The following is a 13,411-nucleotide window of genomic DNA, read 5'->3' on the forward strand; positions in this document are numbered from 1 at the left end:
CATATTATTTACAATGAATTAGTAATGCGGCGCGGGTGTTTGACCATGCTTCTTGCGTCCGCCTATTTTGGCACTGCGGTCGAACAACGGCCGTGGATCGCGTCGAAACGGGCGCCTGACATAGGGAGAGGCCGGTGGCCGCCATGATCGACATGAATGCGGTGCCCGAACCCGCGCGGCGGGGGCCATGGTGGTCGCACCTCTATGTGCAAGTGCTCGGCGCCATTCTCGGTGGGGTCCTGCTCGGCCATTTCTGGCCCGAGGTCGGCGTCAAGCTCCAGCCGCTCGGCAAAGGCTTTATCGACCTGGTAAAGATGATCATCGCACCGGTGATCTTCCTGACTGTCTCGACCGGCATCGCGTCGGTGGGCAGCGGCAAGACGCTCGGGCGCCTGACGGTGAAGACCTTCGCTTATTTCCTGTTCTTCTCGACGCTCGCGCTAATCGTCGGGCTCGTGGTCGCCAATGTGATCCAGCCGGGCGCGGGAATGAATATCGACCCGCGGACGCTCGATCCCGGCGACATCGCCAAAATCGCCGAATATGATGCCAAGGCGCATGACACGTCGCTGGTCGGGTTCCTGCTCGCGATCATTCCGACGACCTTCGTTTCCGCGCTGACCTCGGGGTCGATCCTGCAGGCCCTGTTCGCGGCCATATTGTTTGGCATTGCCCTGTCGCACACGGGCGCGGCGGGCGCGCAAGTGCTCGGCATGCTCGAAAAGCTTTCGAGCGTTTTCTTCTATCTCGTCGGCATGTTGATGCGTTTCGCGCCGATCGGCGCGTTCGGGGCGATGGCTTTCACGATCGGCGAATATGGCGTCGAATCGCTCGTCAACCTCAGCGCGCTGATCGCAACCTTCTATCTGACGTCGATCCTGTTCGTCGTCGTCATCCTCGGTGCGATGGCGCGCTTTTCGGGCTTTTCGATCTTCCGGCTGATCGCCTATCTGAAGGCCGAACTGCTTCTCGTTCTCGGTACCTCGTCGTCCGAGGCGGCGCTGCCCAGCCTCATGGAAAAGCTCGAAAAGGCGGGCTGTGCCAAGTCGGTCGTCGGCATGGTCGTGCCCACCGGCTACAGCTTCAACCTCGACGGCACCAATATCTATATGACGCTCGCCGCGCTGTTCGTCGCGCAGGCGACGGGGATCGAACTCAGCCTTGGCGACCAGATCACGCTGCTGCTCGTCGCGATGGTCAGTTCGAAGGGCGCGGCGGGGGTCACTGGCGCGGGCTTCATCACGCTCGCTGCGACGCTGACCGCAGTGCCGACCGTCCCGGTCGCAGGGCTGGCGCTGATCCTCGGCATCGACCGCTTCATGAGCGAGTGCCGCGCGCTCACCAACTTCATCGGCAATGCGCTCGCGGCGATCGTCGTCGCGGGCTGGGAAAATGCGCTCGACCGCGACGCGCTGCACCGCGCGCTGAACGGCGAGCCTGCGGCAGGGCTCGCGGCGCAGCCGGTCGAGACCGACGCCGATTGACGCCGCAAAGGCGCAGAAATTCAAACAATAAAATTGGGGAGAGTGACAATGAAACGCACAATCGGAACAATGTTTCTGGCGAGCACGGCGATATGCCTGCTCGCGAGCGCACCCGCGCGGGCGCAGACCGGCGGTGAGACCGCCGCGGCGGACCCGGCGACCGATACGGCGGACAGCGAGCCGCAGCCCGATGGCGAAACCGCTGGCGACATCGTCGTCGTTGGCACGCGCATCGAGGGCGCGCGCGTCACCGAGGCGCTGCCGGTCGTCGTCGTCGGGCAGGACAAACTCGACGCAATCGGCGCGGTCAGCGGGGACGAGCTGATCCGCAACATTCCGCAGATGGGCGACGTCAGCTTCAACCCGGGCAACAATGCGCAGACCAGCAACGCCGCGCGCGGCGACGTCGGTTCGGTCAACCTGCGCTCGCTTGGCGTCGGCAACACCCTCGTGCTGCTGAACGGCCGCCGCATCGTCACCCACCCCGCCAGTCAGGGGCTGTCGGATACCGGTACGGTGCCGGTGCTGAGCTATAATTCGAATGCGATCCCGACGACGGGGCTGCAGCGGCTTGAAGTGCTGCTCGACGGCGCGGCGGCGCTTTATGGCTCGGATGCCGTCGCGGGTGTCGTGAACACCGTGCTCAAGGACAATTATGACGGGCTCCGGCTGCAGGCTCAATATGGCGGCGCCGAGGGCACCCATCTGCGCGAATTTCAGGGTAATATTCTCGCCGGCAAGAATTTCGAGCGCGGCAATATCACCGTCTCGCTCGAATATACCGACCGCTCGGCCTTGCGCGCCGAGGATCAGGATTTCACCGCCTCTGCCAACCTCCGCCCGCTGTTCGCCGATTATCCGGACTTTGCGGACTCGCAGACCCCCGATGCGCGCGCCACGCGCGGTGCCTGGCCCGCGCTGATGGTCCCGGTTACCGGCGGCCGGCCACGCCGCGGGACGACCAATCTGACCACCGCCGCGGGTGCGTTCACGGTTCGCCCGACAGCATTGGGCGGATGCTCGCAGGCGCTTACCGCCGACCTGTGTCTGGTGAATACGGCGCTGGCGACCAACAACGCCTTCCGCGATCTGCGCTACGACACCGCAGTCGGCACCACGGTGATGCCCAGCGTGAAGCGGTACAACGCCTTTGCAAACGGTCACTATGACGTCACCGATGATCTGACGCTGTTTGGCGAGTTCGGCTATTACAAGTCGAGCACGACCCGCATCCAGCCGCCGGTGATCAACCTCAACCAGATCTGGATTCCGGCCAGCAACTATTACAATCCCTTCGGTGCGGCGACGATCAATGGCCAGCCCAATCCCAATCGCATCCCGGGCCTCGTCAACGTGCCCGCAGCGGGTTTGCCGGTGTTGCTCACGACCTATCGCTTCGTCGATACCGGGCCGCAGGCCGTAAAAGTGACCGGCGAGCAATTGCGCGGCCTGATCGGCGTCCGCGGCGAGGCGGCCGGATTCAAATGGGACAGCGCCTTCGTCTATTCCGAAGCCTCTGCCGTCGACAGCAGCCTCGCGGTCCGCAGCTCGGCGCTCCAGAAGAGCCTCGCGCTGTCGACCCCCGACGCCTATAATCCTTTCAACGGCGGCTGCATCGGCAGCCTGAGTTCGGGGGATTGTACCCCCAGCTCGCAGGCGGCGCTCGACGCGATCACCTTCCAGCTCCAGCGCCGCTCGAAAACCACTCTGACGATGGGGGACTTTCGCGCCTCGCGCGCGGACCTGTTCGCACTACCCGGCGGTGACGTCGGCATGGCATTCGGTCTCGAAGTGCGTCGCGAGACCCAGCGCGACAATCGCGATTCGGCGGTCGACGGGTCGAGCCCCTTCGTCGATGCCGTGTCGGGTGCGGTCACCATCAGCGATGCCGCAGCGGTCAGCGACAATCCCGACACCTATGGCAAGCGCACGGTCGCGGCTGCCTATGCCGAACTCGCGGTGCCTTTGGTGTCGGAGGAGATGGATATCCCGCTCATCCGGCGCTTCGATGTCCAGCTTGCGGGCCGCTACGAGCATTATAGCGACTTCGGCAGCGTTGCCCGGCCGAAAATCGCCGCGGCGTGGGACGTCGTCGAAGGGGTGCGTTTCCGGGGCTCCTTCTCGCAGGGCTTCCGCGCCCCGAACCTCGAACAGACCAATGCCGTCGAATATGCACGCCTGTCGACCACCCGCGATTTCCTGCGCTGCGAAGTCGATCTGCGTCGGGGGCGGATTCCCAATTTTAGCGCGTGCGGCAGCGATCCCTACGCCCGACGCGTCTCCGGCAATCCCGAGCTCAAACCCGAAAAGAGCACCAACTATAATCTGGGCGCGGTCTTCGAACCGGCCTTCCTCTCGCCGGACCTCGGACGCGTGACCTTCACCGTCGATTATTGGTCGATCAAGCAAAAGGGCATCGTTGGCGTTCTTGGCAATGATACGGCGATCGCGCTCGACTATCTGCTGCGCTTGAAGGGGTCGTCGAACCCGAACGTCGTTCGTGACGCTCCCAACGCCGACGACATCGCGGCTTTCGCTGGGACGGGCATCGCGCCGGTGGGGCGGATCAACACGGTGCGCGACCAGTTCGTGAACCTGTTGCCGCAGACGGTGCGCGGGCTCGATTTTGCATTCTATTGGCAGTCGCCGAAGACCGACATCGGCAAGTTCGATTTCTCGGTCAACGCGACGCGATTGCTCAAATTCTCGCGCGCGCCGGGCGACGCGGTCGACTTGCTCGTCGCGGCACGCGCGGCCGGCGACATCAATGCCGGCACACCCTTGCCAGAGACCGAAAATCTGATCGAAGCGAATGGCCGCCCGAAATGGCGCGGCACGGCATCGCTGACCTGGTCGCTCGGCGAGTTTCAGATCGGTGCCTTCGCGCGCTACACCGGCGCGGTCGACGAAACGGCGTTCGTCGACGCCGACGGCGATCCGTGGCGCGTGAAATCGCAGGTCACCGGGAATCTGTATGCGCAGGTGCGGATCAAGGACCAGGGCGGCATCGGCGGCGATATGCGCTGGCGCGTCGGGGTGCGCAACATCACCAACGAAAAGCCGCCGCTGTCGTCCGAAGGTTATCTGGGGTCGCTCTACAACCCCTATGGCCGCTATTGGTATACCTCGGTCACCACGGAGTTCTGATATGAAACGCGAGCACGGTATCTGGCTATTCATCGGCTGCGCCGCGCTCGCCGTCGCGCCGGCCGGTACGGCAAAGGAACGCGCGCCCGCGCCGACCGCCGCCGCCGGCGCGACCCCATCCTCTCCGCCGGCAAAGGCTGCACCGCGCACGATCCTGTTTATTGGCAACAGCTTCACACAGGGCGCGCATTCGGCGGCGCGGAACTGGCGCGCGGGGACGGTCACCGACCTCAACAACGCGGGCTATGGCGGCGTGCCCGCGCTGTTCAAACTCTTCGCACAGCAGGCGGGCCTCGATTATGATGTCAGCCTCGAGACGCAGGGCGGCAAATCGCTCGGCTTTCACTATGACGAGCGGCGTCAGCTTTTCGACCGGTCGTGGGATATTGTCGTGCTGCAGGAATTCAGCACGCTCGATCGCGCCAAGCCGGGCGATCCCGCGGATTATATGCGCAATGTCGACCGGCTCGCCGCGCTGTTCAAGGCGCGCAATCCCGCGGTCGACATTCGCCTCGCGGCGACATGGACGCGCGCCGACCAGATCTACCGACCCGGGGGTCCTTGGTACGGAAAGCCGGTAACGGCGATGGCCGACGACCTCCGCGCCGCGGCCGACCGCGCACGATCCGCCAATCCGTCCGTGGCGGGTATCGTGCCGGTCGGCCAGGCATGGAGCCGGGCGATGGCGACAGGCGTCGCCGACCCCAATCCCTATGACGGGATCGGATACGGCCAGCTCGATCTATGGGCCTACGACCATTATCATGCGAGCGTCGCGGGCTATTATCTCTCGGCCCTCGTAACCTTCGGCGCGATCACCGGCGTCGACCCGACGACGCTCGGCGCGAAGGAACAGGGTGCCGACGAGCTGGGGCTGTCGGACGCGCAGGCTGCGGCGTTGCAGCGCATCGCGCGCGATACGCTCGCAAGCGGATCATAAGGTCGGGACGGTTCCGCTCGCTAATATATCGGCGTGATCTGCATTTGGGGCAGCGGCCTTGGTGTCGCGTCGCTGAGGTCGGGGCCAAGATCGGCCCATTCCTCACCGCGCGACACAAGGTCCGCGTACAGTTTCTGTGCGGTGGCACCGGCGGCGGCGGACCGGAATCTATACGAAACCGGCGGCGGTGTTCCCGTCCTGACCGTCGCAAAGGCCGCCTCATAGGCGGGGATGGGCGGGACGACATTCGTACTCGCGGCAATCCGCATCGTATAGCGTTGAAGCCCCGATGCGACGTTGCGCCAGCGCACCCAGACATGATTGGCAAAGGAAAAACCGTAGAGTCGTTCGCCTGCGGCGGTTCCTTTTAGCGAAATGCTGTCGAGTATCGTCTGCGACATGTCGAGGTTCATGCCGCCCTCGGTCGCGTCGAGCGAGACATGGACGATCCTGTCGCGCTGGCCCGGCGCCCGGGACTGCAACAGATCACGCCAGTTCTGCATCGTGGCGACAAGGCCAAACACAAAGCCGGATACTTCGGCCAGCGCGACCGGCCGGGCAATCGATCGATAGGAACGTTGCCACCCGCGGTTGTTGTGCAGCGGCAGCCATACGGCCGCCTCTGCCTTGTCCCGTGCATTCTGCGGTTCGCTGCTTTCGACGGGCGGTCCGGTCTCGTCGGCCTGGGGGTAAACCAGATTGATCGCAAAGGTCGGCCAACGCGGAAGCGGCGCGTCGAACAGGTGCAGGGGGAAATTGCTGGAGATGCCGCCATCGGAAAACCAGCAGATGCGAAATCCCTCGATCGACGAGACCCGCACCTCGCCGCCGGTCGCCAGGCTGTCGGTACTCTGGCTGAGCGTGGTCTCCCTGGCGTCGGCATGCGGCATGTCGTCAAGCGCATCGCCCTCGGTTTCGGCGCCGCGCGTGCGCCGGGCGATCGGCTCGTGAAGCGGCACCGCGCTGATGAGCAGCGGAAAGCTGAGGCTCATCCGCATCGCCACCAGCACCGGCATCCGGCCCCCGCTGGGCAGTCGGTAGTATGTCTTTCCCGCGACCTGATCGGGGGTCCCCGCGTTCGCGACCATCGCATCGACGACCGGCTTGGGAAACAGCAGGTCGAACTCTTCGCGCAGGAACCAGAATGTCGCATCGGTGAACGGCAGCGTTCGCGGCTCGTGATGCGACACGCCGGTCGTGATCATTTGCAGCGAGATTGCAGTCTCGGTATTCGGCTCGCCCGGGTAGCGCGGTGCGGACCAGAGATCGTCGAAGAGCAGCGGGTCCGACGGTGCCTTTCCCGATAGCGATTGCAGGACATCGTGCAGCCATTCGGTCAGCACCGGCTTGGGTGGGCCCGATCGCCATGGAAACAGGCGCTTTGTCCTACTGGGTACCGCGAGGCCGGAGCAAAGCCCCAGCAGATTGCGGCGGGCGACGCGTGCAACGCGCAGCACTGCGGCAATTGCAGCGCCCAGATAGGCGCAGATCGCCGACGGTAGCGCGACCGCGGCCAGCCCCGGCACTCCTGCGAGCCAGTATCCGAGCGTGGCAAATATGCCGAAAAGCAGCAGCGCCTCGAGCGGGGCGATGGCGACCACGGCAATCGCCGCCGCGAAGGCCTTGCGGGCGATACCGGCATTTCCGGCAAGGGTGACGATCAGCCGATAGGTGTTTCTCGCGCCGCGCGCGGGCTGGAACAGGCCAAAGATGAAGCCTTGCGACGAAAGTTGCGCCGCAACGGTCTCGAGTCCTGCAAATCCAAGCGTCCGGGGGCAGGGGGCGGTGGTTCCCGATGCGATATGCTTGCGGTCGCCCAATGCTGCCGCTGCGGTGGCGGCGGCCGCGATCGCACCGGCCGAGGTTCCGCCGATATTCTTGAAGCGAAAGTCGCGGGAGAGGGCCAGTACCGCATTGGGATATACGATGCCGCTCGTGATCCCGCCCTTCATCACAAGATCGCAATAGCGGGTCGCTTCTTGGCTCATCTCTTCGCTCTCCGGATGCGCGGGCCGTCGGCGCCATTCTATCCCCGCGCGGCGCTCAAGTCGCCGCCCATCTGCTGCATAAGCTATTTGCTTATGCTGTATTGGAATTGTAATACGGGCCCAAGCATGAACTGGTTCCGCAAACCCGACAGCCCTGATCCGGCACTCGCCGCAATACCGGGCGGCCCCGTTTCCGACCCGGCACTTCCTGTCGTTCCCGAAACGCGCCGGCGCAAATGGCTGCGCCGGATTTCGCGCGGCTTTGCCATTTTTTGCGTCGTCTTCATCCTGCTTATTGGCTGGCTGGCGCTCACTGCGCCGCTGTCGAAATCGCTCGAACCGATCGCGCCGCCGCAGATTACCCTGCTTGCGTCCGACGGCACTCCGATCGCGCGCATCGGTGCGATCGTCGACACGCCGGTGAAGGCGAAGGATCTGCCAAAGCATGTGACGGGCGCTTTCCTCGCGATCGAGGATCGCCGTTTCTATACGCATTGGGGGGTCGACCCGCGCAGCATCGCGCGTGCTGTATGGAGCAACGTCACCGGCGGACGGACGCAGGGGGGGAGCACGATCACCCAGCAACTCGCGAAATTCACCTTCCTGACGCCAAAGCGAACGCTCGGCCGTAAGGCGCGCGAGGCGCTTATCGCCTTCTGGCTCGAAGCCTGGCTTAGCAAGGACGAGATTCTCGAACGCTATCTCTCCAACGCCTATTTCGGCGATAACACTTACGGGCTGCGCGCGGCGTCGCTCCATTATTTCTATCGCCAGCCCGAAAAGCTGACCCCGGCGCAGGCCGCGATGCTCGCGGGGCTGGTGCAGGCGCCCTCGCGCCTTGCTCCGACGCGCAATCCCGACCTGGCCGAAAAACGCATGAAGCTCGTCCTGAACGCGATGGTCGACACGGGCTATCTGACAGAAAAGGAAGCGAAGGCGCTTCGCGCGCCGCGGATCGATGTGCGCACGCGCAATGCCCTGCCGACGGGCACCTATTTCGCCGACTGGGCTTTGCCCGAAGCGCGCAAGCTCAGCGACGTCGGCTATTCGCGGCAGACGATCACGACAACGCTCGACGCACGGCTTCAGGCGGCCGCGCGGCGCGTGACGGCGCGCGCCGGGCTCGGCAAGGCGCAGGTCGCGCTCGTCGCGATGCGCCCGAATGGCGAGGTTGTCGCGATGATCGGCGGCAAGGATTATGCCGCATCGCCCTTTAACCGCGCGACGCAGGCGCAGCGGCAGCCGGGCTCGACCTTCAAACTCTTCGTCTATCTCGCCGCGCTTCGCGCGGGTTGGGATCCTGACGACGTCATCGACAACAGCGCGATCGAGACCGGATCCTACCGCCCCAAAAATGCCGGCGGGGCCTATTCGAAATCGATCACGCTCGAAGACGCATTCGCATCCTCGAGCAATGTCGCCGCGGTGCGCCTGTTCCGCGAGGTCGGTGACGACAAGGTCATCGACATGGCGCGCGACCTTGGCGTCACCGCCCCGATGACGAAGGGCGACCCCAGCCTCGCGCTCGGCACGTCGAGCATGACGCTGCTCGAACTTACCGCCGCCTATGCCGCAGTTGCAGCAAACAGCTATCCGGTCGAACCGCGCGCCTTCAAAGGCGAAGAACGCGGCTGGTTCGAGAATCTGATTTCGGGGCCCAGTCGCTTCGGGGCCGAAGAGCATGACGAGATCGAACAATTGCTGCGCGCCGCGGTCAATCGCGGCACCGGCCGCGCCGCACGGCTTCCGCAGGCCAATTTTGGCAAGACCGGCACCAGCCAGGACAATCGCGATGCGCTGTTCGTGGGCTACGCTAACGGCCTCGTCGTCGGGGTCTGGATCGGCAATGACGACAACACCCCGCTTCGGGGTGTATCGGGCGGCGGGCTGCCGGCGCGCATCTGGCGGGATTTCATGGTCGAGGCATCGGGCAAAAAGGCGGCGCCGCCGTCGAGACCCGTCAATCCCGCGGGTCCGGTCGAGCCGCTCGACATTCCCGATATCAGCGATATTCCCATCGGCGACCGGACACGCGTCGGTATCGAGGGTGGTGACGCGGTGATCTCGACCGAGATCAACGGCAGCCGCATCGATTTGCGCCTGCCGATTCAGGAGGGGCGTCCGCCGCCCGAGGTGGTGACCGAACCGCCGCCGCCGTCTCCACCTGCGGCGTCGCGGCAAGGAAATTAGCGCGCCAGGATATCGAATGCGGCCGTCGCCATCGTCTGGCCGTTGACGATCAACTCCACTTCGTGCCGCCCCGGGTGATGGCGCCGCGTGCTGAAATCCCGGATAACCTGGCTGATGCCCAGCGGCACGGTGTCGCCCGCCGCAAGTTCGAACGTCTTCAGCTTGAATACCTTGGCGGCAGTCTTGCCGCCGGCGCGTGCGTAATGGACGCGGTAATCGACGACCAGTCTCTGCTGTTCCGCTGAGCCGGACAAAAGTTCGGCAGCGATCATGATCCGGTCGCCGAGGCGGACGGTCTGCGGGGCGACCGAGAAATGGCGAATGGTGACCTCGGCGCCGTGACCGACGCCGATCAGCGCCAACGCGCGCGGTTCGCCCTTTTTGATAAGCGTCCGCAGCGCATGACGCACAATCCACGCCGTACGCGGGTCGTCCTGCGGCCAGCCGGCGAGGCGATCGAGCACCCAATCGGGCTGGTCCTTCGCGATGTCGTTAAGATGGTTCGCAACCGATTTGCGAACATAAAGGCTGGCGTCGGCCTTGAGCGCCTCGAGGATCGGGGCTGCCAGCGTTGGATCGAGCTTTAGTGCCGCAACGCGCGTCGCCCAGGGCAATCGCGGCCGGCTTCCTTCGCTCGCCAGCCTTCGCACATGCTCGTCGTTACTGCCGGTCCATTGGTTCATGACCGCAAGCGCACGAGGGGCATCTGCCGCGAGAAAAGGGCGGATCGCGAATTCGGCGGAACCAAAGCGCGTCAGGTCGGCGAGCGCGTCCATCGAGCGGTCGAAATCATCGAGGCCGTGGCGGGCGACATATTCGGTAACCGCGATCGCCTGAAACCCTTGCTTCAATCGCGGCGCCATCGCGCGGAGAATATCGAGTGCCTCGGCATAATTGCCCGGCAGCGCCCGATGAAGCGCATCGGCGATATGGCGCACGCGCTCCATGATCGACAGCGCCTCCAGCCCGTTTGACGCCGCGTCAAGGAAAGCGGTTCGACCGAAATGCGGCGACGCCGCGGAGCCCGCATCGGCGATCGTTTCCAGCGCCTGAGAGCCCAGGATATCCTTGAGCAGGGCAGGGGCGGCGGCTTCGTTCGTCATCGCACTTGTCCCCGGATAGCACGCGCCGGCATGGTCATGCGGGCTTCGCGGTAGGCATAGCAGGCCGGGTCTGATCCGGAATGATTTTCATTTCCGCAAGCCTGGAATTTGCTTTTCGACGATCCTTCCAACCTGTTGATCATTTCATTCACACTCGTGAGAGTGAATGTTGACTCGTTGCCGAGCCGCTGTCATGAAAGCGGCATGCCGACGAGCGAGCGGCGATGAATGGGAGAGGGCAAGATGAAGGCAAGGCTGTTTGCGTCCGTATGTGCGGGCGCATTTTTCGCAATCCCGGCAGGCGCTGCCGCGCAGGATGCGGCCGAGGCCGCACCGCAGGCCGATCAGGCGCATGACGGCAACGACATCATCGTCACCGCGACCCGCCGCGCCGAGCGCATTCAGGATGTGCCGATCAGCATTTCGGCCTTTTCGCAGGAAGAGCTGACCGAAAAGGGCATCGTCGGATATGAAGGTATCGGGCGCGAGACGCCGGGCGTTGTGCTGAACAAGCCGACCGCCAACTTCAACAATTTTACCGCGCGGGGCATCGCGACCAACGGCTATAACGCGAACCTGCAAAGCTCGGTCGCCATCTATATCGACGAGCTTCCGGTCTCGACGATTGGCAACACCACCGTCGTGGACCCGAACCTGTTCGACGTCGAGCGCGTCGAGTTCCTGCGCGGGCCGCAGGGGACTTTGTTTGGTTCGGGTTCGCTGTCGGGCGCGATGCGCATCTTGCAGAAAAGCCCCGACCTCAATGATTTCGATGCCGCGGCGCTCGTCGATCTCGGGCTGACCGGGTCGGATTCGATCCGTCAGCGCTATAATGCGATGGTCAATGTGCCGTTGGTCGAGGATCGGTTGGCGGTGCGTGCAGTGGGTTTCTACCGCCACGAGGAAGGCTATCTCGACAACGTCGGGACCGGGGTCAAAAACTCGAACACGCTGGTCGATTACGGCGGGCGTCTGGTCCTGCTGTGGAAGCCGACCGACCGGCTTTCGATCAAACTGCTCGGTTCGTACGAATATAGCAATCCGAAGGACAGCTCGCTGACGAGCCCCTCGCTCGGCCGCAACAAGCGGATTTCGGACGAGCCCGACCGCTTTACCGGCAAGCAGCTGATCGCGAACGCGACGATCGATTATGAATTCGATTTCGCCAAGCTCACCAGCTCGTCGACCTATTCGGATTTCAAACAGCGCTTTTATGTCGACCTTGCCGGGACCTTCCCGGCGGGATCTTTCCCGGGTGCGCCGATCGCTTTCGGCCTCGATGCGGACGGTTACGACAAGGTGTTTGTCCAGGAAACGCGGCTCGCGTCGACGCTCGACGGCCCGTTCCAGTTCGTCGTCGGCGGTTTCTATCTCGATCGCCGCCGCGACGTCGATTATTTCTACCGGTCGAACCCCGCCTTTCTCGCGGCGCGCGGATACACAGGGCTCCCCGACAAATATTATCAGAAGCAATATACCCATTCGCTCAGCAAGGAGCTGGCGGGTTTCGGTGAGCTGACCTATCGTTTCTCGGACAAATTCTGGCTCACCGGCGGCATGCGTTATGGCGAGACATCGGCGCAGGGCTTCACCGAAGAGGGCGGTTATCTCGCCACGGCGCCCGCATTCTTTAACCTGAATTATCTGCAGGTTGCGTTGGGAGGCTTCTCCAACGTCGCCTTCACCGACTTGACGCCTTACGCGGCGGTGACGGGTCTCAAGGCCAAAGGGTCGAAACCGTCGTGGAAGGCAAGTGCCACGTTCAAGCCGAGCGAAACGCTCACTACCTACGCGACCTTCTCGACGGGCTTCCGCGCCCCGATTGTCAACGCATTTGCCAACCGGCCGAGCGTCACCGATCCAAGCGACATCGTCATTCCCTTCGGTGCGAGCTCCGACAATCTCAAAAGCTATGAAGTCGGCGCGAAAGGCCGCTGGCTGGACGGACGCGTCAGCATCAACGCGGCCTTCTACCAGATCGACTGGAGCAATATTCAGGCGCAGGCGAACCGCGTGTCGGACTCGGTGCAGTTCGCGACTAACATTGGCGCCGCGCGCAGCAAGGGTTTCGAGTTCGAGGTCGGAGTGATCCCCGCGACGGGCTGGGCGATCGGTTTCAACGGCGCCTATAATGATGCAAAGATCACCAAATTGTCGGCGGCAGAAGCGGCGATTTCGGGCGCCGTGCTCGGTCACCGGCTGTCGGCGCCGCGCATCCAGGGGTCGGCCTATATGTCCTATAATTTCAAGCTCGCGAGTGACATCGATGCGATGCTGGCGGTCAACGCCCAGCATATCGGGGCATATAACAGCAGCTTCCCGAACACGCCGGGCCGCCCCACCGTGCCGCTCTCGACCTTTGGCAAGACCGACGCCTACAGCAACGTCAATCTCAGCCTCGGGCTGAAGAAGGGCGATGTATCGGCGCAACTCTATGTCGAAAACCTCTTCGACGATCATTCGATCACCTACATCCATCCGGAGGCCTTCCTGAACAGCCGCTTCGGGACGATGCGCCCGCGGACTTTCGGCATTCGCCTCGGTTACGGTCTCTAAACG

The 13,411-nt window shown here is 63.7% G+C and carries 7 protein-coding genes; 5 read left to right on the plus strand and 2 right to left on the minus strand.

Annotated features, from left to right (window positions below; all coding sequences use genetic code 11):
* Positions 1-143: 143 nt before the first annotated feature.
* Genes AC07NV_RS17735 through AC07NV_RS17745 form a run of 3 tightly spaced genes read left to right on the plus strand, consistent with a single transcriptional unit; the run spans position 144 to position 5,571 of the window.
* On the plus strand, positions 144-1,484 hold the full coding sequence (locus AC07NV_RS17735) for a dicarboxylate/amino acid:cation symporter (protein ID WP_495167977.1): 1,341 nt from the start codon (positions 144-146) through the stop codon (positions 1,482-1,484).
* 48 nt (positions 1,485-1,532) lie between these two features.
* Positions 1,533-4,631: a TonB-dependent receptor domain-containing protein gene (locus tag AC07NV_RS17740; protein ID WP_495167718.1), complete on the plus strand. Its 3,099-nt coding sequence runs from the start codon at positions 1,533-1,535 to the stop codon at positions 4,629-4,631.
* Between the two features lies 1 nt (position 4,632).
* On the plus strand, positions 4,633-5,571 hold the full coding sequence (locus AC07NV_RS17745; protein ID WP_495167719.1) for an SGNH/GDSL hydrolase family protein: 939 nt from the start codon (positions 4,633-4,635) through the stop codon (positions 5,569-5,571).
* Positions 5,572-5,591: 20 nt separating this feature from the next.
* Here the strand turns inward: AC07NV_RS17745 and AC07NV_RS17750 are convergent, their stop codons facing one another.
* On the minus strand, positions 5,592-7,559 hold the full coding sequence (locus AC07NV_RS17750) for a hypothetical protein (RefSeq protein WP_495167720.1): 1,968 nt from the start codon (positions 7,557-7,559) through the stop codon (positions 5,592-5,594).
* A 126-nt stretch (positions 7,560-7,685) separates the two neighbouring features.
* Between AC07NV_RS17750 and AC07NV_RS17755 the strand changes: the two genes are divergently transcribed.
* Complete coding sequence (locus tag AC07NV_RS17755) at positions 7,686-9,749, plus strand: transglycosylase domain-containing protein (RefSeq protein ID WP_495167721.1); 2,064 nt, start codon at positions 7,686-7,688, stop codon at positions 9,747-9,749.
* Here the strand turns inward: AC07NV_RS17755 and AC07NV_RS17760 are convergent.
* Complete coding sequence (locus tag AC07NV_RS17760; RefSeq protein ID WP_495167722.1) at positions 9,746-10,852, minus strand: DNA alkylation repair protein; 1,107 nt, start codon at positions 10,850-10,852, stop codon at positions 9,746-9,748. The two genes, AC07NV_RS17755 and AC07NV_RS17760, sit on opposite strands and share 4 nt — an antisense overlap.
* A 243-nt stretch (positions 10,853-11,095) precedes the next feature.
* Here AC07NV_RS17760 and AC07NV_RS17765 point away from each other — a divergent pair, with 243 nt between their 5' ends.
* Positions 11,096-13,408, plus strand: a complete 2,313-nt coding sequence (locus AC07NV_RS17765) for a TonB-dependent receptor (RefSeq protein WP_495167723.1) — start codon at positions 11,096-11,098, stop codon at positions 13,406-13,408.
* The last annotated feature ends 3 nt before the right edge of the window (positions 13,409-13,411 follow it).

Source organism: Sphingopyxis sp. GW821-FHT10B01 (assembly GCF_059415685.1).

Bases quoted from the DNA above. Each gene is read 5' to 3' on its own strand.
- AC07NV_RS17735 (WP_495167977.1), top strand. From the start codon at position 144: ATGATCGACATGAATGCGGTGCCCGAACCCGCGCGGCGGGGGCCATGG.
- AC07NV_RS17740 (WP_495167718.1), top strand. From the start codon at position 1,533: ATGAAACGCACAATCGGAACAATGTTTCTGGCGAGCACGGCGATATGC.
- AC07NV_RS17745 (WP_495167719.1), top strand. From the start codon at position 4,633: ATGAAACGCGAGCACGGTATCTGGCTATTCATCGGCTGCGCCGCGCTC.
- AC07NV_RS17750 (WP_495167720.1), bottom strand. From the start codon at position 7,559: ATGAGCCAAGAAGCGACCCGCTATTGCGATCTTGTGATGAAGGGCGGG.
- AC07NV_RS17755 (WP_495167721.1), top strand. From the start codon at position 7,686: ATGAACTGGTTCCGCAAACCCGACAGCCCTGATCCGGCACTCGCCGCA.
- AC07NV_RS17760 (WP_495167722.1), bottom strand. From the start codon at position 10,852: ATGACGAACGAAGCCGCCGCCCCTGCCCTGCTCAAGGATATCCTGGGC.
- AC07NV_RS17765 (WP_495167723.1), top strand. From the start codon at position 11,096: ATGAAGGCAAGGCTGTTTGCGTCCGTATGTGCGGGCGCATTTTTCGCA.